This window comes from Rhodococcus sp. WS3, assembly GCF_003797085.1.
In the GTDB taxonomy this organism is placed as follows: domain Bacteria; phylum Actinomycetota; class Actinomycetes; order Mycobacteriales; family Mycobacteriaceae; genus Rhodococcus_F; species Rhodococcus_F globerula.
Genome location: NZ_RKMA01000001.1, coordinates 2,680,377 through 2,700,303 on the forward strand (window position 1 = coordinate 2,680,377; position 19,927 = coordinate 2,700,303).

General features: G+C 62.0%; 19 protein-coding genes. 10 read left to right on the forward strand and 9 right to left on the reverse strand.

The features are described from left to right. The first annotated feature begins 54 nt into the window (after positions 1–54). Entirely contained in the window at positions 55–1,566 is a 1,512-nt protein-coding gene (locus tag EEB13_RS12160) for a PLP-dependent aminotransferase family protein (RefSeq protein ID WP_141485335.1), read from the forward strand. On the opposite strand, the gene EEB13_RS12165 is transcribed toward EEB13_RS12160, so the two are convergent. Beyond that, the gene (locus EEB13_RS12165; RefSeq protein WP_033235365.1) at positions 1,556–2,815 is read right to left on the reverse strand and encodes a Glu/Leu/Phe/Val family dehydrogenase; all 1,260 of its coding nucleotides are present in this window, start codon (positions 2,813–2,815) and stop codon (positions 1,556–1,558) included. The two genes, EEB13_RS12160 and EEB13_RS12165, sit on opposite strands and share 11 nt — an antisense overlap. Further along, positions 2,812–4,164, reverse strand: coding sequence for an aspartate aminotransferase family protein (locus EEB13_RS12170; protein WP_033235366.1), 1,353 nt, complete (start codon positions 4,162–4,164; stop codon positions 2,812–2,814). The genes EEB13_RS12165 and EEB13_RS12170 overlap by 4 nt, the downstream gene beginning before the upstream one ends. Positions 4,165–4,465: 301 nt before the next feature. On the opposite strand from EEB13_RS12170, the gene EEB13_RS12175 reads away from it, so the two are divergent. The 5 genes from EEB13_RS12175 to EEB13_RS12195 all read left to right on the forward strand — a co-directional run bounded on the left by EEB13_RS12175 (position 4,466) and on the right by EEB13_RS12195 (position 9,272). Continuing rightward, entirely contained in the window at positions 4,466–5,212 is a 747-nt protein-coding gene (locus EEB13_RS12175; protein WP_116104257.1) for an SDR family NAD(P)-dependent oxidoreductase, read from the forward strand. Beyond that, positions 5,209–6,129, forward strand: coding sequence for an ABC transporter permease (locus tag EEB13_RS12180; RefSeq protein WP_141485336.1), 921 nt, complete (start codon positions 5,209–5,211; stop codon positions 6,127–6,129). The genes EEB13_RS12175 and EEB13_RS12180 overlap by 4 nt, the downstream gene beginning before the upstream one ends. Positions 6,130–6,263: 134 nt before the next feature. Continuing rightward, positions 6,264–7,196: an ABC transporter substrate-binding protein gene (locus tag EEB13_RS12185; RefSeq protein WP_261984505.1), complete on the forward strand. Its 933-nt coding sequence runs from the start codon at positions 6,264–6,266 to the stop codon at positions 7,194–7,196. Beyond that, on the forward strand, positions 7,193–8,017 hold the full coding sequence (locus tag EEB13_RS12190) for an ABC transporter ATP-binding protein (RefSeq protein ID WP_141485338.1): 825 nt from the start codon (positions 7,193–7,195) through the stop codon (positions 8,015–8,017). Before EEB13_RS12185 ends, EEB13_RS12190 begins: the two co-directional genes overlap by 4 nt. Positions 8,018–8,063: 46 nt before the next feature. Continuing rightward, positions 8,064–9,272 carry a lipase family protein gene (locus EEB13_RS12195; protein ID WP_410055764.1) on the forward strand — a complete coding sequence of 403 codons (1,209 nt, stop codon included), beginning with the start codon at positions 8,064–8,066 and terminating at the stop codon, positions 9,270–9,272. 32 nt (positions 9,273–9,304) lie between these two features. Here the strand turns inward: EEB13_RS12195 and EEB13_RS12200 are convergent, their stop codons facing one another. Together EEB13_RS12200 and EEB13_RS12205 are read right to left on the reverse strand one after the other, a co-directional pair. Further along, positions 9,305–9,682, reverse strand: coding sequence for a DUF5313 family protein (locus tag EEB13_RS12200; protein WP_033235370.1), 378 nt, complete (start codon positions 9,680–9,682; stop codon positions 9,305–9,307). 31 nt (positions 9,683–9,713) lie between these two features. Next, complete coding sequence (locus tag EEB13_RS12205; RefSeq protein ID WP_033235371.1) at positions 9,714–10,685, reverse strand: GlxA family transcriptional regulator; 972 nt, start codon at positions 10,683–10,685, stop codon at positions 9,714–9,716. Between the two features lie 70 nt (positions 10,686–10,755). Between EEB13_RS12205 and EEB13_RS12210 the strand changes: the two genes are divergently transcribed. From EEB13_RS12210 to EEB13_RS12220, 3 genes are read left to right on the forward strand one after another with little or no spacing between them, the layout of a single operon-like run. Then, a complete protein-coding gene (locus EEB13_RS12210) occupies positions 10,756–12,081 on the forward strand; it encodes an MFS transporter (protein ID WP_141485339.1) in 1,326 nt (441 codons plus the stop codon). A gap of 33 nt (positions 12,082–12,114) precedes the next feature. Continuing rightward, positions 12,115–13,668: a succinic semialdehyde dehydrogenase gene (locus EEB13_RS12215; protein WP_141485340.1), complete on the forward strand. Its 1,554-nt coding sequence runs from the start codon at positions 12,115–12,117 to the stop codon at positions 13,666–13,668. 8 nt (positions 13,669–13,676) lie between these two features. Beyond that, on the forward strand, positions 13,677–14,120 hold the full coding sequence (locus tag EEB13_RS12220) for an SRPBCC family protein (RefSeq protein ID WP_045066205.1): 444 nt from the start codon (positions 13,677–13,679) through the stop codon (positions 14,118–14,120). A gap of 45 nt (positions 14,121–14,165) precedes the next feature. On the opposite strand, the gene EEB13_RS12225 is transcribed toward EEB13_RS12220, so the two are convergent. Then, positions 14,166–15,107 (reverse strand): proline dehydrogenase family protein, encoded by a 942-nt coding sequence (locus EEB13_RS12225; RefSeq protein WP_141485341.1) that lies wholly within the window; start codon positions 15,105–15,107, stop codon positions 14,166–14,168. Between the two features lie 116 nt (positions 15,108–15,223). On the opposite strand from EEB13_RS12225, the gene EEB13_RS32025 reads away from it, so the two are divergent. Further along, complete coding sequence (locus EEB13_RS32025) at positions 15,224–15,706, forward strand: hypothetical protein (protein ID WP_261984507.1); 483 nt, start codon at positions 15,224–15,226, stop codon at positions 15,704–15,706. Positions 15,707–15,715: 9 nt separating this feature from the next. On the opposite strand, the gene EEB13_RS12235 is transcribed toward EEB13_RS32025, so the two are convergent. The 4 genes from EEB13_RS12235 to EEB13_RS12250 all read right to left on the reverse strand — a co-directional run bounded on the left by EEB13_RS12235 (position 15,716) and on the right by EEB13_RS12250 (position 19,839). Beyond that, entirely contained in the window at positions 15,716–16,531 is an 816-nt protein-coding gene (locus tag EEB13_RS12235; RefSeq protein ID WP_141485342.1) for a siderophore-interacting protein, read from the reverse strand. An 80-nt stretch (positions 16,532–16,611) separates the two neighbouring features. Next, positions 16,612–17,952: an HNH endonuclease signature motif containing protein gene (locus EEB13_RS12240; RefSeq protein ID WP_141485343.1), complete on the reverse strand. Its 1,341-nt coding sequence runs from the start codon at positions 17,950–17,952 to the stop codon at positions 16,612–16,614. A 70-nt stretch (positions 17,953–18,022) separates the two neighbouring features. Then, positions 18,023–18,640 (reverse strand): LuxR C-terminal-related transcriptional regulator, encoded by a 618-nt coding sequence (locus tag EEB13_RS12245; RefSeq protein WP_033235378.1) that lies wholly within the window; start codon positions 18,638–18,640, stop codon positions 18,023–18,025. Continuing rightward, entirely contained in the window at positions 18,637–19,839 is a 1,203-nt protein-coding gene (locus tag EEB13_RS12250) for a sensor histidine kinase (protein ID WP_141485344.1), read from the reverse strand. Before EEB13_RS12250 ends, EEB13_RS12245 begins: the two co-directional genes overlap by 4 nt. Positions 19,840–19,927 lie beyond the last annotated feature (88 nt).

A 19,927-nucleotide genomic window follows, 5' to 3' on the forward strand; every position in this document is an offset into this window, starting at 1 on the left:
ACGGAAGATCCAGATCGTGGGAGCATTAATGGGGCCAGAATCAGGAGGAGCAGGTTGCGATCACACGAAAATCTCGGAGAGTTCCTCGAGGGCAGGTCGGCGTATCTCGACTCGGCCACCAACACGCCGATGTACCGGCGCGTGCGGGCCATGCTCGAAGACCTGCTTGCACGTGGAGTGTTCGACGGTGGTCGACCCATGCCGTCGACGCGCTACCTGGCGCAGGAACTTGGTGTTTCCCGAAATACGGTGGCAGCGGCCTATGACGAGCTGATCGCGCTCGGAGTAATCGAGAGTCGTCCTCGCAGTGGTCTTTACGCGGCAGCCCCGCTCACTCGAACACCTTCTGCAGAGTCGTCGCCGCCCGCTCCGCCAGTTGACTGGTCTACATTGCTTCAGCCCCGCGAGAGCGTCGAGTTCACCCGAACTCTGGGCCATCCCGACGCCTTCGACTATCCGTACCCGTTCATCAGTTCTCAGCCCGAACTGCGCTCCTTCCCGGTCCGCGGTTGGTTGCGCGCGGCGAGTGAGGCGATGACGGGCCCGCATCTGCGATACAGCGTGCGTGACGCCGTCGATCAGGACGATCCGCTGCTGGTGGAGGCGCTGCGCAAGGAAATTCTCCCGTCGCGAGGCATCGAAGCAGCGGCTGACGAGATATTGGTGACCAGTGGAACTCAGCAGGGGCTGTCGCTGATTGCCGACGTACTGTTGCGACCCGACAAGATCATGGGCTTCGAGAACCCCGGATACCTCGACGCTATGCACATTTTCAAGCGCTCCGGTGTGGAACTGTCTCCCATTCCCGTTGACGGGCGTGGGGCGGTGTTCGACCGATCGACTGTCTTCGACGCCATGTATCTCACGCCGAGTCATCACCACCCCACCAACGTCACATTGAGCCTGCCTCGCCGCAAGTTGCTCCTGGAATTGTTGGAGGAGAGAAACGGCTTTGTGATCGAAGACGACTATGACAGCGAATTCCGCTTTCGTGGGAGGCCGACTCCGTCCCTCAAATCCTTGGGGGACAACCGCCGGGTGATCTACCTCGGTTCCTTCTCGAAGTTTCTCTCGGCCGGCCTGCGCATCGGGTACATCGTGGCGGATCCGCCTGTCATTGCGGCACTTCGAGCAGAACGGCACCATCGAACCAAACATCTTCCGGGACATATTCAGCGGTCGCTGGCGTTGTTCATCATGTCCGGTGATTACCACAAGGTGTTGCGCTCGCATCGTCGCCGGCTCAAGCAGAACTGGGAAATCATTACCGAGTCGATCAACAAGTACATGCCACGAGTTGAGACGCCGTCGTTTCCTCCGGGCGGTGTCAGTGTCTGGTACACCGGCCCGGAGGATCTTGACGCTGCCGAACTCACGGAACGTGCAGCCCTGCAGGGGATCCTGGTGGCCGACGGCTCCCGCTACTTCTTTCCGGGGACAGGCTCCCGAAACTGCCTGCGACTGGGTTTCGGTTCGATAGACCAGAATTCGATCGAACCGGGCATCGCACTGCTTGGAGGAATTGCTCACCGACTACTGGATGAGTCTCGCCGGATCAGTGAGTGAGGCCCCGCGCGCGGTGGGCCCGAGCGACGCGACCGACTGCCAGGGTCATCGCGGCGCGTCGGAGCGTGGTGCCGGTAGCACCAGCCTGATCCAGTACCGCAGCCCAGGCTGCAGTCATCCGATCATCGAGTCCCCGTTCTACTTCGGGGAGAGTCCACCAGTAACCCTGTTGTGCCTGAACCCATTCGAAGTAGGACACGACCACTCCGCCGGCGTTGGCCAGGATGTCCGGGACCACCAACACTCCCGCCCGCTCGAGTGCGGCGTCGGCCTCGGCGGTGGTTGGCCCGTTTGCACCCTCCACGACAATACGTGCCTGGATGCGATGTGCGTTGCCGCCGTGGATAACTCCTTCAACCGCAGCGGGAACCAGGAGGTCGACATCCAGTTCGAGAACGGCAGCGGGGTCGATCTGCTCACCTCCGGGGAAGCCTGCGACGGAACCGTGCTCGGTGACGTGGGCTCGCAGAAGGGGCAGGTTCAATCCGTCGGCGTTGTGCACCGCGCCGAATCTGTCGCTGACAGAGATGATCCGGACTCCCGCGTCGCCGAGGTAGTCGGCAGCGTCGGCTCCCACCTTGCCGTATCCCTGGACAACGGAGGTGGCCGAGTTCGGTTCTATGCCTGCCTTTTTCAGAGCCAACAACGCGATGTGCGCAACACCGCGTGAGGTTGACGTCCGGCGGCCGAGCGAACCGCCGAGATCAAGCGGTTTGCCCGTCACCACGCCCGGGACACCACGGCCCCGAGTTGCGGAGTAGGCGTCCATCATCCAGGCCATCGTCTGCTCGTCGGTGCCGACGTCCGGAGCGGGAATATCGTTGTCCGGTCCGATGACGGGTGAGATTCCCTGGGTGTACGTCCGGGTCAGTCGTTCGAGTTCGGCCGGGGAGAGAGTCAGGGGATCGACGTCCACCCCACCTTTTGCCCCGCCGTACGGAATATCGAGGAGCGCGCATTTCCACGTCATCCACATTGCGAGAGCCCGCACTTCGTCAAGATTCACTCCGGCGCTGTACCGGATCCCGCCCTTCGCCGGTCCGCGCGCGATGCTGTGCTGCACGCGGTATCCGGTGAACACTTCAACGTCGCCGTTGTCGCGGACCAGCGGAACGCTGACCGTCGTCTCACGTCTGGCGGACCCGAGGATGCGGTGCAGGCCGTCCGGGTAGCCCAGGGCCGCCACTGCCTCCGCGAGTTGCGTGCGCGCGTCGTCGAGCGCACTGGCGTGGACGGCCGAGGCTGTCACCGGGGACCGTCGTAATAGGAATCGGCCACGTCGAGGGCAGTGTCGAGCATGGCGAGTGCGGCGTCGACCTGCGTCGGCGTCACGGTGCACGGCGGGACGACGTGGATGCGGTGGTAGTTGTTGAAGACGAGCAGTCCGGCGTCGCGGGCGGCGGCCATCGTCTGGCCGATCGCGGCGTTGGTGCCGCCATACGGTGACAGGGGCTCGCGCGTCTCGCGGTTCGTCACGAGATCGAGTGCCCAGAAGACTCCGAGACCGCGGACGTCCCCGATGCTCGGGTGCTTGTCCGCGAGAGCGCGTAGGCCCGGTCCGAGTGACGTGCGACCGATGAACTCTGCGTTCTCGACTATGCGCTCCTCGTGCATCGTGGTGATGGTGGCCACCGCTGCGGCGCAGGCGAGCGGGTGGCCGGAGTACGTCATGCCGCCGGGGTACGGACGCTCGGCAAACGAGTTGTAGATCTTCTCGCCGACGATGACTCCGCCCAGGGGCACGTAACCGGAGTTCACACCCTTGGCAAACGTGATGAGATCGGGGACAACGTCGTAATGGTCGATTGCCAGCCAGGCGCCCGTGCGGCCGAAGCCGGACATGACCTCGTCGCAGATCATGACGATGCCGTATCGGTCGCAGATGTCACGAACACCCTTCAGATATCCGGGCGGCGGCGGCATGATGCCGGAGGTGCCGGGAACGGATTCGACGATGATCGCGGCAAACGCGGCCGGACCTTCGAAGCGGATCAGAGTTTCGAGATGTTCGAGAGCTCGCTCACATTCCTGTTCCTCTGTCTCGGAACGGAATTCGGATCGGTACAGGAAAGGTCCGTGGAAATGAACGGCGCCCGAGTTTCCGTAATCGTTCGGCCACCGGCGGTGATCGCCCGACAGGTTGATCGTCTCGGCAGTAGCGCCGTGGTACGAGCGGTACGCCGAAAGGATCTTGTAGCGACCGGTATGCAAGCGCGCCATGCGAATTGCGTGCTCGTTGGAGTCTGCGCCGCCGCTGGTGAAGAACACCCGGTCCATTCCTTCGGGTGAAATCTCGGCGATCAGACGCGCTGCCTCGGACCGAGCCTCGTTTGCGTGCGCCGGCGCGATGGTGCAGAGCTTCGCAGCCTGCTCCTGTACCGCCGCGACAACCTTGGGATGCTGGTGACCGACGTTCGTGTACACGAGTTGCGACGAGAAATCGAGGTATTCCTTGCCGTCGCCGTCCCACAGGTAGCAGCCGTCTGTGCGCTCGACCACCATGGGCTGCAAGGATTTCTGTGCCGACCATGAGTGAAAGACGTGTGCGCGATCCAACTCGTACGTGCGTTGTGACGTGCTGATTGCGGGAGCTGCCATGGCAGAAACCTCCTGATCGAGGGTTGGAACTTCTTCAGTCCACTCAAGGATGGGGAATGGCTGTGGTCCTGCGCCAGATCCAGATTCGAGGGCATCTCCTGGGGCCAGTTACACGATGGAACCTTCGCGTTAACACGAGACGGCTACGTTACGACTGGCCCGAGAAATTCACCACGCAGGTGGCACTGGAGTGGGGGCCAGATCACGAGCACACTGGTGAGCAGTTCATTCACCGCCGTCGGGATCTCGTGTCTGCGGATCTCTCAGGGCCGAAACATCATTCATCGAGGAGTTCACAACTATGTCCGTCATGAAAGCTCCAGTTGCCGTGGTCACCGGGGCCAGCAGCGGCATCGGTGCCGCTACGGTGCGCCACCTCGTCAAAGAGGGTTTCGACGTGGTGATGGGTGCACGCAGAATGGATCGACTCGAGGAGTTGGCACGTGAAACAGGTGCTCGCGCTCTGTCTCTCGATGTGACGGACGTCGAATCGGTCGACGCCTTCTGCGCGTCGATCGGGCGGTGTGACGTGCTGGTCAACAATGCCGGCGGCGCATTGGGAGCCGACAGTATCGCCGACACCGACGAAGCCGACTGGACCGCGATGTTCGACGTCAACGTACTCGGTGTACTGCGCGTCACACAGCGGCTTCTCCCGCGCCTTCGTGAGAGCGGAAACGCTACTGTCGTCACCATCGGGTCGATTGCCGGACGCGAGCCCTACCTCGGCGGCGCTGGGTACAACGCCGCGAAACATGCTGTGACAGCGCTCACTCGGGTTCTTCGCCTCGAACTGCTCGGCGAACCCATCCGTGTCTGCCAGATCGATCCCGGCATGGTGGAGACGGAGTTCAGCATGGTGCGCTTCGGTGGCGACAAGGAGCGTGCCGACGCGGTGTACGCCGGCGCCGATCCGTTGACCGCGGACGACATCGCGGAATGCGTTGCCTGGGTTGTGACCCGCCCGAGCCGAGTCAACGTCGACTCGATGCTTGTACTGGCTCGCGACCAGACCTCAGCTCAGCGAGTGCACAGGAGGACGGCATGACCACCACTGCTTCACCGAGTTCAACTGCTTCACCGAGTTCAACAGAAGCTACGCGTGTACCTACTCCTCCGCCCGCAGTGTCCGCGAAGAAGCGCACACCGATTTTCACACCGGAACGGGTGCGTTCAATCGGAGTCCGGATTGCGGCTCTGGTTGCGTTCCTCGTGGCGTGGTGGGGTGTTACCGCAGCCGGTGTGATCGACGAATTATTCCTTCCTTCACCAGGTTCGGTGTGGGATGCGTTCATTCGGGCCAACACCTGGCATCAGGTGGCGCCCGGTGTCGACCGCGAAGTGCTCGGCGAACAGAACTACTTTCTCTGGGAACACTTGATCGCCAGCGGTCAGCGCATAGCGGCAGGCGTCGGCGCGGCCGTGATCGTGGGTCCGCTGATCGGTTTTGCGATGGGGATGTCCGTCCCGATCAGAACCTTCGTGGAGCCGTACCTGAACTTTCTGCGTGCGTTGCCGCCACTCGGCTATATCGGCCTGCTGATCGTCTGGTTCGGTATCGGTGACACCTCCAAGATCTGGCTGCTGTTCCTCGCTGCCTTCCCACCGATCGCGATAGCCACACTCAACGGCGTCACCTCGGTGAAGGTCGATCAGATCAACGCCGCTCGAGCTCTGGGTGCGAGCCGAACTCAGGTACTGACGAATGTGGTCTTTCCGTCGACGCTGCCGGAAGTGATCAACGGTATTCGAATCGCAGTCGGCTTTGCCTGGACCACCGTGGTGGCCGCGGAACTCAACAACGGCATACCCGGTATCGGCGGGTTGGCCTATCTTGCCGGCACGCAGCTCAATACACCACTCACAAACGCATGCATCATCGTCATAGGTTGCGCCGCACTTGTTCTCGACTCCGCAATCAAGGCAATCGGAACACTCGTAGCACCATGGAAGGGTAAGGCATGACCGGTCAGTCGAGGCGAATTGCAATCGCGGTGGTTTCCGCTGCAACTCTGGGGACAACTTTGACCGCGTGTGTGGAAACGGGTCGAGGTGAGATGAGCCGCTCGATGGACAGCTCAGTGAGTTGTCCTGTCACAGTGGATGAATCGGTGATTACGTCGGCACGGATCGGGTATCAGGACATTCCGAACGGTGATCTGATCGTCAAGGATCAAGGCCTGCTCGAGGCGTGCATGCCCAATGCGGATATCACGTGGAGCAAGTTCAGTTCGGGGCAGGATGTAGTGCAGGCCTTCGGTTCCGGAAGCCTGGATCTGGGAACTTTGGGTTCGAGTCCGGCAACAATGGCGTTGTCGGCACCGCTGAACATCCCGATGCAGGTCGTCTGGATCCAGGACGTGATCGGCGAAGCCGAGTCGCTCGTTGTCAAAGACCCATCGATAACCACATTGGAAGGGTTGAAGGGCAAGAAAATCGCGACACCGTTCGGCAGTACGTCGCACTACAGTCTGCTTGCAGCCCTCGGAGCGGCAAACATGACTGCCGATGTCACCCTCATGAGTCTGAAACCGGACGCAATGCTCGGAGCGTGGCAGGGTGGACAGATCGACGCGGCCTGGGTGTGGGATCCGACGCTGTCGAAGCTGACGGCCGACGGTCACATCGTCATGAGTAGCGCTGATGTTGCGACACAGGGCGCGCCCACGTTCGATCTCTCGGGTGCTACCACTGAATTCGTCTCCGCCAATCCGGAATTCATGCTCATGTGGACCAAGCTGCAGGACTACGCAGCCGGCCGGATCAACGCCGATCCCGCTGGTGCCTCAGTATCGATGTCTGCTCAACTCGGTATTGCCCCCGACGTCATCAAGCCGCAGTTGGCGGGCTACACGTACCTCTCGGCGGCGGAGCAAGCCGGCCCCGCCTTCCTCGGCGGCGAATTCACTCAAAGTCTTTTCGGCACTGCGGAATTCCTGCTGCAGCAGGGAAACATCGACGCAGTAAGCCCCAGCAGCACCTACGCCGAGGGAATCTACACGGACGCCGTGACGAAAGTGGGCCAGTCATGACAAGCACGGCTACAGACCTCAGCACTCGCGTCGTACTCACCGAAGTTCGGAAGGAGTACGTCACCTCAGGTGAATCGGTACTCGCGCTGGCCCCAACCAGCTTGACGTTCGAACCGGAAGAATTTGTCTGCGTAGTCGGACCGTCCGGTTGTGGCAAGACGACGCTCCTCCAAATGCTTGCCGGTTTCCAAGCGCCGACCGAGGGAACCATCATGGTCGGGAACACGCACATCAAGGGGCCGGACCCGGATCGTGGTGTGGTGTTCCAGCAAGCAAATCTGTACCCGTGGTTGTCGGTGCGGAAGAACGTCGAGTTCGGGCTGAAGATGCGGGGAGTTCCTCGCGCCGAGCGTGCCGCCGAGGCCGATCGGATGCTGGAAATGGTCGGCTTGGAGTTGTATGGTGACCGTAAGCCCTACGAGCTGTCCGGTGGCCAGCAGCAACGCTGCCAGATTGCGCGTGTACTTATCACAGACCCGCGAATTATCCTGATGGACGAGCCTTTTGGTGCACTCGACGCCATGACCCGCGAGAAGTTGCAGCTCGAACTGCTCGACTTGTGGCGCGAGCGTCGTAAGACGGTCTTCTTCGTCACTCACAGTGTGGAAGAGGCGATCTTCCTCGGAACCCGAGTGATTGTGATGGGCGCCAGGCCGGGTCGCGTCATCTACGACCGCAAGGTGTGGTTCAAGGGTGACAATCGCGAACCCGTCGACACCGCTGTCCGTTCGACCCCCGAGTTCGTGGCTATGCGAGACGAAGTCGCAGCCAAGATCTACGAGGCACAAGGTTTGATCGGCGCAACGGTTGCGTTGCACTGACTTTCACTGCACTGACTTTCACTCATCTGGAGGAGTTTTCGTGAAGATCGACCGCAAGAAGCGTCTGATCCGAGTGTCCAGTGGAGCTCTGGCACTGTGTGCGGCTGCATCAGTAGCAGCTTTTGCTGCCCCGGCGTCGGCCGAAGGGTCATTGTCCTTCGGAGATCCGCAGGCACCACAACTGTCGCCGGGAACTCTGATCACCGCGCACAATCTCACCGAATCTGCCGCACTGCCCAGCGCGGCGAAGAACGAACGCATCACCTACATGTCCCAAAGTGCCTCAGGTGAACCGACTCTCGTCTCTGGAGTTGTTGCTATCCCCAAGACGCCTGCCCCGGCAGGTGGTTGGCCGGTGATCAGTTGGGCACACGGCACAACGGGAGTTGCCGACGCCTGTGCGCCGTCGGCGGATACTCCCGCCGGTCCGGTTCACGACTACCTGTCGGTGGTCGACCAGACGCTCGACCAGTGGGTCAGCAGTGGGTACGTTGTGGTCCAAACCGACTACGAGGGTCTCGGTACCCCCGGCGGTCACTCGTACATGAACGGGACCAGCGCTGCCAATACCGTGACCGATATCGTTCGAGCCGCTCGGCAGGTGGACGATCAGGTTGGCAAGGACTGGTTTGCGATGGGCCACAGCCAAGGTGGGCAGGCCGCCGCTTTCACGTCTCAGATCGGCAAGGACCGGGCACCGGAACTGAATCTGAAGGGTGCGGTATCGATAGCTCCCGGAAACGGCACGGCCCAGATTCCGGCAATGGTTGCTACGGGAAATCAGGCTATGGCAGGGGGAGTGCCGTTTGTTCCGGTCATCCTGCTGGGCGTACAGGCAGTTGATCCGTCTGTAGTTCCTGAAGACTTGCTGTCGGATCAGGCCCAGCCGCTCCTCGAGGCTGCCCGGACGGGGTGCCTGGCGGCAGTGCGTGCGGTACCGACTGTCCCCGTTGATCAGATCTTCCGTGAGGGTGCAGATCTGACGGCGTTGACAGCAAACCTGAACGAGCAGGAACTGTCGACCGTAACCCCGAAGGTGCCCACCTTGTTCGCGCAGGGAACCACGGATGTTCTTGTCTCGGTGGCAAGTACGTCCGGCGCAGTCAAGGATTACTGCGCCAAGGGCTCGGACATCGAGTTCAAGACCTACGAGGGTGCCGATCACCGCGGAGCAATCGCGGCGTCCTACAACGACGCGATGGACTTCACGACAAGGATGCTCGCGGGCGGAGAGGTGAACCCCGGGGCTTGTTGACCTCGCTAGGCCGATCGCACTCGTGAGGGCTGTCAGCGACCGTGCCGCTTTTCGTAGTCCTCACGAGTGCGATCGGCGCGGCGCTGGGCTTTCTCGTTCATCAGTTCGGGATCGAGGCCGTGACTCTGAAGGCGGTGACGGCGGTAGATGTTGCCGAGCGCCACGACAAAATAGGCCAGCGGGATGAGCAGTAGCGCCATCATGGCGAGAGGGATCCAAATGGGTCCCGGAATCAGGAGAAACAGCAGGAGGATGAGCGTCGCCGGCACCGTGAAACGAACGATGTAGCGAACCTGGGCGCCCGGTCCGACCAGATCGTTCCGAACCCAATCCTGGTACTTGTCAGGGAGTGTCTTGCCCAGAAGGTAGCCGCAGTACTGGAGGAAATTCGGGCGGGTCGATTCAGCCATACCTCCAGGGTAGTTGCCGGGAATGGCAGATTTACCCCGGTGCCTGGAAAGTGCGGCGATAGGCACTCGGCGAGACGCCGAGCGTGTCACTGAGGTGCTGACGCATCGATGTGGCGGTCCCGAATCCGGTGCGGGCAGCAATCGTGTCGATGGAGAGATCGGTTTCTTCGAGTAGTTCGCGGGCGTGATCGATACGCCGAGCGGTGAGCCAGCGGTTCGGTGTTGTCCCGACCTCGTCGCGGAATCTGCGACTGAAGGTGCGGACGCTCATGTTGGCGCGATTCGCCAGGTCCGTCAGAGTGATCGGTTCCCGGAGATGCTCGAGAGCCCAATGCCGAGCGGCGGCAGTCGATTCGGAAGGTTTGTCGGCCAGCGGGCGTCGAATGTACTGGGCTTGCCCACCGTCGCGCCACGGCGGTACGACGCATCGCCGGGCGACGGTGTTCGCCACTTCCATGCCGTGATCGCGCCGCACGATGTGTAGGCACAGGTCCACTCCTGAGGCCACTCCGGCGGAGGTCAGAATGTGGCCCTCGTCGACGAACAGGACGTCGGGGTCCACCTTCACCTTGGGGTAGATGCGCTGGAAGTGATCCGTGTTGCGCCAGTGAGTAGTGGCCCTCAAGCCGTCGAGCAGGCCGGCCGCAGCCAGAACGTACGAGCCGGTGCAGATCGACACGAGCCGTGTCCCGGGGCGGATGTGTTCGAATGCCGCCGCCAACTCGGGGGAGAGGTAACCGTCCTCGTAGGCGGGACCAAGTTCGTACGACGCCGGAATGACGACGGTGTCCGCTGTGGCGAGTAGTTCACTGCCGTGGTCGACCGTAATGCTGAAATCGGCATCCGTTCGCACGGGCCGGCCATCGACAGTGCAGGTGAGGATCTCGTACAGAGGCTTGTCCTCGGCGTCGACCGCGCGTCCGAAGATGCGCGCCGGGATGCCGAGCTCGAAGGGAATGACACCGTCGAGGGCAAGGACAACAACGCGATGCGGTCCGCTCATGGCCTGATTCTTTCATATATTGGCGATCTGGCCACTGTCGCGGGTTGGCGATGTACAGCAGAATCCTCTTGTGACTTCTGAGATCGCTCTCCCTGAATCGGGCCGACAGCGGGTGCGCCCGCCGCGCTTTCACCGTGCCTGGTCGGTGGCGATCGTGGCCTTCCTGGCGCTGGTCGGTGCTGCCAGTTTCCGAGCGGCACCGTCCATTCTGATCGACCCCCTACATGAGGATTTCGGCTGGTCACGCGCCAGTATCTCGGCTGCCGTATCGGTGAACCTGGTCCTGTACGGACTCACCTCGCCGTTCGCGGCGGCCCTGATGGAGCGCTTCGGTATCCGCGCTGTTGTCACCTCCGCGCTGGCGTTGATCTCGCTCGGCAGTGGTTTGACGATCTTCATGACGTCGAGTTGGCAGTTGATCCTGCTGTGGGGCGTCTTTGTCGGCTTGGGGACCGGATCGATGGCACTGGCCTTTGTCGCCACCGTCGTCGACCGCTGGTTTGTCGAGAAGCGTGGGCTCGTCACCGGCATCCTGACAGCCGGTGGTGCGGCCGGCCAATTGGTGTTCCTGCCCGTCCTGGCAAAGATCGCCGAAACCTACGACTGGAAGAGCGTCGCCTTCACGGTCTCGTTCGCCGCGTTGGCCGTCGTGCCGTTTGTGCTGTTGTTCCTGCGCAACTACCCGTCGGACGTCGGGACGACGCCGTACGGTGCACCCGCCGATTACGTCGCGCCCGCTGCGCCGGTTCATCAGCGTGGCGGCGCCGGGGGCCGTGCAATCTCCGTGCTGATCATGGCCTCGAAGACCAAGGTGTTCTGGCTTCTTGCGGGCACTTTCGCGATCTGCGGCGCGAGCACCAACGGCCTGATCGGCACGCACTTCGTCCCAGCGTCGCACGATCACGGCATGCCGATCACCACGGCCGCGTCTCTGCTGGCGTTGATCGGAATCCTCGACATGGTCGGAACCATCGCGTCGGGGTGGTTCACCGACCGGGTGGACTCGCGGAAACTGCTCGGCATCTACTACCTGTTTCGCGGAATCTCGCTGCTCTTCCTGCCGCTGCTCCTCGCGAACACGGTGAACCCGCCGATGATCGCCTTTGTCATCTTCTACGGACTCGACTGGGTGGCGACGGTTCCGCCGACCGTCGCGCTGTGCCGCCAGCACTTCGGCGCCGACGCTCCCATCGTGTTCGGTTGGGTGCTGGCGTCGCACCAGATCGGAGCGGGACTGGTGGCCTTCCTGGCGGGCCTGGTGCGTGATCAGATCGGCTCGTACGACGCGGCCTTCTACGTGGCAGGCGCTCTGTGCGCGATCGCCGCTGTGATGTCGCTGATGATTGCAAAACACCGTACTGTGATCGGCACCACCGACGGGGTAAGTTATACGTAACTCCAAGAACTACTCACCAGTAGGGGTACCGAAATGCCAGCTCCGTCCGCTGCGACCTTCTCGCGGCTCGCCGAACTGATCGCCATCGACAACGCTGCCGATCGCCCGACGAAGTCCATCACCGAGGTGTTCACCGGCAAGGAGCTGGCGACCATCCCCGTTGGCACCGCCGACGACGCACTTGCAGCTATCGCTCGCGCCCGCGTCGCGCAGAAGGAGTGGGCAAAGCGCCCCGTCCTCGAGCGTGCCGCGATTTTCCATCGCTACCGCGACCTCATCCTCCAGAACCGCGACGCACTCATGGACATGGCACAGGCGGAGACCGGCAAGTCGCGCGCGGCTGCGCAAGAAGAAGTTCTCGACATTTCGATGACGGCGCGGCACTACGCGCGCGTCGCCCCGAAACTGCTGCGGCCGCGCCGAGTATCCGGAATGCTTCCCGGCTTGACCAAGACGGTTGTGCGTTACCAGCCCAAGGGTGTTGTCGGCGTCATCTCGCCGTGGAACTACCCGATGACGCTGGCGGTGTCCGACGCCATTGCCGCGCTTCTCGCCGGTAACGGTGTTGTTCTCAAGCCCGACAGCCAGACTCCGTACTGCGCTCTTGCCTGCGTCGAATTGCTCTACAAGGCAGGGCTTCCCCGCGATCTCTTTGCTGTTGTTCCCGGTCCGGGCGGCGTTGTCGGAACAACGCTGGTCGAGAACACCGACTACCTCATGTTCACCGGTTCCACCGCCACCGGGCAGTTGCTCGGCGAGCAGGCCGGTCGCCGTCTCATCGGATTCTCCGCGGAACTCGGTGGCAAGAACCCGATGATCGTTCTGGCCGGCGCAGATCTGCGTGAGGTCACCGACGCAGCGGTGCGCGCGTGTTTCTCCAACTCCGGCCAGTTGTGTATCTCCATCGAGCGCATCTACGTCGAAGAGTCCATCGCACCCGAGTTCATCCGGATGTTCGGTGACCGCGTCAAGAAGATGAACATCGGCGCCGGGTACGAATTCGGAATCGAGATGGGCAGCCTCGTCTCCGAAGCCCAGGTCAAGGCTATTTCCTCGCATGTAGACGACGCTGTGGTGAAGGGCGCCACCGTCATTGCCGGTGGAAAGGCGCGCCCGGATATCGGACCGCTGTTCTACGAGCCCACACTCCTCACCGGCGTGCCCGAGGATGCGGAGTGCTACCGCGACGAGACTTTCGGCCCCCTCGTTTCGATCTACCCCGTCAAGGACGCCGAAGAGGCAATCGCCGCTGCAAACGACACCGAGTACGGTCTCAATGCCAGCGTGTGGGCGGGAAGCAAGGCCGTCGGTGAAGCGATTGCCGCACGAGTCCGCGCCGGAACCGTCAACGTCGACGAGGGCTACGCACCTACCTGGGGTAGCACCGCTGCGCCGATGGGCGGCATGGGAGTTTCGGGCGTCGGACGCCGTCACGGTGCCGAAGGTCTGATCAAATACACCGAGCCGCAGACGGTTGCGACCACTCGGGTCATGAATCTTGGTGGGCCACGCGGAGTTCCGGCCAAGCTGTGGGCCAAGATCATGCCCCATGCCATCAAGATCATGTCCTGGGTTCCGGGTCGGTAGGCGTGCAGGTGGATCGCTCGAGCGCCTACATCGAAGCCACGCCCGACTCCGTCTGGACCTTGGTCAGCGACCTCGAAGGAATGGGTCGCTTCAGTCCCGAAAATACCGGTGGTGCCTGGACTTCCGGAAAGCCGGGTACGGTGGGCGCAACATTCAAGGGCACCAACAAGCATGGTCTGGTGCGGTGGAGTACCCGCTGCACCATTACCGAAGTTGTTGGTGGGCAGAAGTTCGCCTTCGAAGTAGCTGAGTCGAAGGCGCGATGGAGCTTTCTGGTCGAGCCGTCGGGAACGGGGACTCTGCTCACCGAGACTCGTGAAATCTTTGCGGCTGCGCCCCGATATGTGCGGATTCTGTCCGGCAGTGGAGTTCTCGGCCGCGGCCGAGATCAGATCATCGCGGCCGGGATCGACACCACCCTCGCGCGTATCAAGATGCATCTCGAGCAGTAGGGAGAACATGCAGTGGGGCCAGTGCGGCCCCACTGCATGTTTTGATCAGACTGCGGCGTCGGCAATTGCTGTGTAGACGCGCGCTGGTTCCTCGGCAATGCGATTGAGGACGTAGAGCCACCACTCGGTCCCGAAGATCACGTATTCGCGAGTGGTGAAACCGTCGGCATGCAAAGCGTCCAGTTGCTCGGTTCCCAAGCCGAGCAGCATCTCGAACTCGACGTGTTCCGCAGCCAATGCCGAACCATGTTCTGCTCGAAGTGTTTCGAGGATGTCGCGGTCGTGTGTTGCGATCGCCACGAGATGTCCGGCCTTGACGATCTTCGACGCGTACGTCAGGTATGCGTCCTGCAACTCGGCACTTCCGCGTGGGTATGCAATTGAATCCGGTTCCAGGAACGCGCCTTTCACCAGTCTGATGCGCCCGGGCCGATCGAGGAGTGTTGCGATGTCCTGCGCCGTCCGGTGCAGTCTCGCCTGAACGGTGACACCGACGTGAGTGAACCGTTCCGCTAGTCGGCCGTGAATGTCGAGTACAAGATCGGTACGGTCGGAGCCTTCGGCCGAGATCATCAGTTCGGCTCCGGCACGCTCGGTTGCTTCGGCGAGCCGAACGACGTTGCGGTAACACAACTCCGGATCGACGACGAGACCGATGTGCGATAGGTCGAATGACACCGTGCTGTCGACGCCCGTCTTGCCGATGCGCTCCGCCAGTTCGACAAACACGTCGGTTTCGGCGTTCGCGACATCAGCGTCACGAACACTCTCCCCGGTGTATTCGATGCTGCCCTTATGCCCGCGGGCAAAGATCGCCGGCAGGCGCCCGAAGGCTTCGTCCATCGTTTCGCCACCGATGTAGCGATCGGCGACTCTGCGCGCAATTGCTGCGGATGCCGGATCGGCCATCGTGCGCTCTTTGAGTGTTTCGTCGAGGGCCATCCGTCGGAGTACGTCGGCGGCCTGGGCTGCGGGGTCGGGATTCACGATGTCAGCCTACGTTCCCGGGCGGGGCAGGAATTTTTCTTCAAACCCTTGCGTTCGATCTATTGTCGATATATCGTCGATACGTCAAACAAACACAAACAGTCCAGGAGGACAACATGTACGCCCCACACAACAAACTAGAAATGCAAGAACGCCGCGAAGACTGCGGACGTGGACACCAGCGCCGGGATCGCGGTCAACGCCGCGGATTCGGTGAAGGTCGCGGATTCGGCGAAGGCCGCCCCGAGGGCCGACGCGGCGGAAATCTCGAAGGCCGACGCGGCCGTGGCGGCCCTGATCGTCGAGGTCACGGCGGCCCTGAAGGGCGCGGCGGACGCGGAGAATTTGGTGGCCGTGGCGGACGCCCGGAGTTCACCGAGGCAAGTGCCGCACTTCGCACCGAGACGGGTCTTCTCCGAGGCGCCGTCGTTGCGGTAGCCACTGGCGGAACACCCGAGCAGGTAGCTCAGGCGCAGGCGATTCTTGCCGAAGCGCGGCGCGCGCTGTTCGAACTGCTGGCCCAGAAGCCGGCTGAAGCGCCCGCTGAAGAATCTGCCGGTGAGTCCACTGAAGATCCTGCCGAGACTTCGGCAGAGTGATCACCGCGCTCAGGCGCCGACGGTAACGTCCTCGCTGTTCATGCCGGAGACATGACCGTCGGCGCCCTCTCGCCAATAACCGACAACATTGTGCTTGTCGCGGGCGATTCCACGAACTTCCCTCAGATGCTTACGAATTCGTCGGCTTGTTGCGCTTTCGCACGCCACCCAGGCGTAGGTATTCTCTGAATCGGAGTCAGGGAACTCCACCTTCTCGACAGCATCGAAAAGTGCGCTCGGCGCCTTTCCGAGACCACTCCCCGTAAGCCACGTGTACGTGACTTCGCCGCGAGTGACTAATGCCTGTCGATCTTCTTCCGTTTCGACCTCGATGATCGCGTGTGCGACATCGCCTTCGCGGAGTTCTTCGACAATCCTGCCCAAACCCGGGAGTCCCGTTGCGTCTGCGACAAGCAGTTGCCAGCGTGGGCCGGCCGGGGCTTGGTAATGAGAGCGCGAACTATCGGACCAGAAAACGCCGAGTAGGTGTCCGGGTTCGGCCCGCAAAGCCCAATCCGCAGCAATACCGCCAGGGTGCACGACGAAGTCGATGTCGAGACGTCGACCACCGTCGTGCACCTTGCGCACTGTGTAGTGCCGCCACGGCGGCTCGGTCCCCAGTTCGGCTTTGCCGTAGTCGGGATTGTTGAAGAACTCGTAATTCGCCTCTGTTTCGCCGGGTTTGGGGAAGGCGAGGTCGATTCGCTCGTCACCCTGCCCGCCGGTCGGCCAATGCCAGTCGCCTTCTGCCTCGATGCTGATCCGCCGCATGTGCGGTGTCAGGGACACGACGGATACGACGCGGGCGGGCTCGCAGAAAGACATGCTTCGACCATAGGGTTTCGGCCTGTCGATGTGGGGACAGATGCTGTCGCAAGGAGGACACAATCCCGCGATTATCGGGTTCAGTCTCGGTGGACGGGGCCCTGGCGGGTGGTGGAGCGGCGGCGTCGTTGTTTCGGGTCGATCGCGGACGGTGGGATGAACCACGGTTTGTGATCATCGCCCATCTTGACTTCCCAGATACCGCGGAACCCGCTGGTGCTGTGTATCAATCGGTGGTGGTTGCGGCAGAGGAGGGTGAGGTTGTCCATCACCGTCAGGCCTCCGACCGACCACGGTTTGATGTGGTGTGCGTCGCACCAAGCGGGTACTGCATCGCAGTTCGGGAAGGCGCAACCTTTGTCGCGGGCGATCAGTGCCGTTCGCTGTTCTGGCGTGACGAGGCGTTTATGTGGAGTCGCATCGAGCGGTGCGCCGTTGCCGTCCATCAACACGCTGGAGAGCATGCAATCGCACGCGAGCATGCGGGTCAGGCTCACACTGAGCGGCCCCAACCACGGCATGTACCCGACGTCAAGGTCCTCGAAATCAGGCTCATCGTCATCCGGTGCGATATCGCTGCGCATAGTGGCGCATTCCCGATGCTCGGCAAGGTCTTTCGCGGTGATATGCACATTCACGTGCGGACGCTGCCCACCATCAACGCCAGTGACGGCATTGTCGAGATACCGGCGAATCAGTTCCGTGAACGCGTCGGCGGTGCGCTTGCCTGCCGACCGCTGATCCGGGGTTCCGTCCGCGGCCGGTTTCGGCATCGACAAACCCGAGAGAGCCGACAACAACATTTCACCGGTCAACGCGTCGAAATCGCCCTTGATCGCGACCCGACCGTTCAACGTCGGCGAAATCCGCAAGACGTTGAGGTCATCATCCTCACCCGGCGGGACATCGTCGGATTCGAAAATCCGCTCCAGAACCGCAATCGCATACCGCAGCTTGATAGTGGTCGCCTCCACACCGGATGCCGCAGCGAGCAGTGTTGCCATGCAGGACGGTAGAGCGTTCTCCGGCATACCTTTTGGTGGGGATTCACAGAACGCGGCGATCATTGCCGCATGATCGAGCGAGAGGTCGCCGGCCTCGAATTGGGCAGCAATGTCGGGGAACGCCCGCAGTGCGGCGCCGAGGGCGGCGATCTTGTTGCCGGCCGCGTTCTGCAGCATCGTATTCGCCGCCAACCACCGACCCACACCGCGGTAGCAGAGCACCTGCTCATCCGGATTGAGCGCCAACTCGTCGACCGCGGCAACCCGAATCGCTTCCAACCGAAGGATTTCCGCAGACACACAGACAGCGACATCCCGAACCTCGGACGGACGCAACCGCCACAACCTACCACGCACACCCGCCGCCGGACCGGCTACAACATCCCCCACCACAGTTGAATCGAAAACCGTCGTCATCAAGGCCTCCCCACCCGTGACCTCAATTATACTCGAACACCTATTCGAATCAAGAGGCATTTCGGACAGGTTAGATCGAGCCCAACTCCCGAGCCCGGGCGACCGCGGAGGTTCGTGACTTCACGCCCAGCTTGCCAAAAATGTGGACCAGGTGAGATTTGACCGTAGTCTCGCTGAGGAACAGTTCCTTGCCGATTTCGCGGTTCGACTTTCCGGCCGCTACCAGCTTCAGAACCTCGATTTCTCGTGGACTGAGGCTGGTTTCGGGTTTTCTGACCCGGGTCATCAACTTGGATGCGATTGCGGGAGAAAGAACGCTGTCGCCCGCAGCGGCAGAGCGGACCGCCGCGAGGAGTTCTGGCGGCGGAGTGTCCTTGAGTAGGTATCCGCTGGCTCCGGCTTCGACGGCGCTGAGGATATCCGCATCGGTGTCGTAATTCGTCACCACAAGTACGTGAGGTGGGTCAGGCAGTGCGCAGACACTTCGGGTGGCGTCGACGCCTGATTTTCCAGGGCCGAACCGTAAATCCATGAGTACCAAGTCGACTGGTGTGGTGGCGCAGAATGCGATGGCCTCTTCGGCGGTTCCCGCTTCACCGATCACTTCGATGTCGGGTTCACTCTCGAGGAGAGCGCGCAAACCGGCTCGCACGATGGCGTGATCGTCGGCCAGCAGTAAACGGATCATTCGTCGCCGATCTCGAGGGGGAAGGTCACGGTGACTGCAGTGTGCCCTGGCTCCGACTCGATGTCGAAGGTGCCGCCCTGGAGTTGGACGCGTCGCCGAATCGCGTTGAGTCCAAAGGATTCGGCTGGCCCGTGGTCGAGAACCGAGATGTCGAAGCCGACACCGTTGTCGACGATGTCGAGGCTGACGGTGTCCGTGGAATACGTGAGTGTCACGGCCATTCGAGTGGCGTGGGCGTGGCGCAGAACGTTCGCCACCGCGCCCTGAGCGATCCGGACGAGGGTTGCCTCTAGCGGCATCGGTAGCGCGATCGGCTCGCCTTCGACTACGGCACGGGCCTCGATGTGAGCGCTGGATGCGCGCTCGCAGATTCGGCCAAGTGCGTCGGACAGCGACTGACCATCCAGCGCTGCGGGTGTCAATTCCGCTATCAGTTGCCGGGTTTCGGCAAGGCTGTCTGCTGCAGCTTCGCGGGCGAGGCTGATCTGACGCACGGCGGGACTGTTCGGATCGGCGCGTTCTGCGGCATGCAGCAGCATCTGGATGCTCGAAAGACCTTGTGCAACAGTGTCGTGAATTTCGGCGGCCAGTCGCTCGCGTTCTGCAAGTTTGCCGGCATCTCGTGACGTCGACGCCAATTCCTCACGCGTGTTCATCAACTCGTCGATCAGGCGACCGCGCTCGGCGGCCTCCCGGTACAGCGCTTGATAGCCGAGTCCGATGGCAACCGCGACAGCGGCGCCGATCATCGGACCGATTGCCCCCGCGATGGACCATCCCCGGTGCAGACCTGTTCCGATCACCGCGACCGACGTCGCGCTCACGACCGCAACCAGGCTCCACGGGCGTCGTAGCAGATGAACGTAGAGGAAGAACAGACCGAAAACGAGGTAGGCAGCCTCGGCGGACAGCGCCATCAGAACTATCCACACGAGGGTCAGCAGGGCCAGCCACCAGCGCGCGGCATTCCCGCGCAGGCGCTTGACCACCCCGAACAGGTAGATCGCGGTGAAGATCACCGTCAAGGCGATGATGTACGGCGTCGCCGCGGTTTCGTCGACGATCGCCCTCAGAAGAACAACGCCGGCCAGCGCAACAACCAGTATGTGCAGGCCGAGTTGGAGGCCGGCAAAGACAGGTGTGAGCGGTGATCGGTGCATCTCGCCCAGCTTAACCAGGTTCGGCGCCGCGCCATCCATCAAAAGTTGTAATCGCGGGTCCTACTTCGGTTGGCCGCGATGTCCGTCCGAGGTGCGATGGAAAGAGTGTGGATCAGCGGGAGTGTAG

Coding starts and splice junctions, on each gene's coding strand:
- EEB13_RS12170 (WP_033235366.1), bottom strand. CDS start 4,164: ATGGCAGCTCCCGCAATCAGCACGTCACAACGCACGTACGAGTTGGAT.
- EEB13_RS12175 (WP_116104257.1), top strand. CDS start 4,466: ATGTCCGTCATGAAAGCTCCAGTTGCCGTGGTCACCGGGGCCAGCAGC.
- EEB13_RS12180 (WP_141485336.1), top strand. CDS start 5,209: ATGACCACCACTGCTTCACCGAGTTCAACTGCTTCACCGAGTTCAACA.
- EEB13_RS12190 (WP_141485338.1), top strand. CDS start 7,193: ATGACAAGCACGGCTACAGACCTCAGCACTCGCGTCGTACTCACCGAA.
- EEB13_RS12200 (WP_033235370.1), bottom strand. CDS start 9,682: ATGGCTGAATCGACCCGCCCGAATTTCCTCCAGTACTGCGGCTACCTT.
- EEB13_RS12205 (WP_033235371.1), bottom strand. CDS start 10,685: ATGAGCGGACCGCATCGCGTTGTTGTCCTTGCCCTCGACGGTGTCATT.
- EEB13_RS12215 (WP_141485340.1), top strand. CDS start 12,115: ATGCCAGCTCCGTCCGCTGCGACCTTCTCGCGGCTCGCCGAACTGATC.
- EEB13_RS32025 (WP_261984507.1), top strand. CDS start 15,224: ATGTACGCCCCACACAACAAACTAGAAATGCAAGAACGCCGCGAAGAC.
- EEB13_RS12235 (WP_141485342.1), bottom strand. CDS start 16,531: ATGTCTTTCTGCGAGCCCGCCCGCGTCGTATCCGTCGTGTCCCTGACA.
- EEB13_RS12240 (WP_141485343.1), bottom strand. CDS start 17,952: ATGACGACGGTTTTCGATTCAACTGTGGTGGGGGATGTTGTAGCCGGT.
- EEB13_RS12245 (WP_033235378.1), bottom strand. CDS start 18,640: ATGATCCGTTTACTGCTGGCCGACGATCACGCCATCGTGCGAGCCGGT.
- EEB13_RS12250 (WP_141485344.1), bottom strand. CDS start 19,839: ATGGATGGCGCGGCGCCGAACCTGGTTAAGCTGGGCGAGATGCACCGA.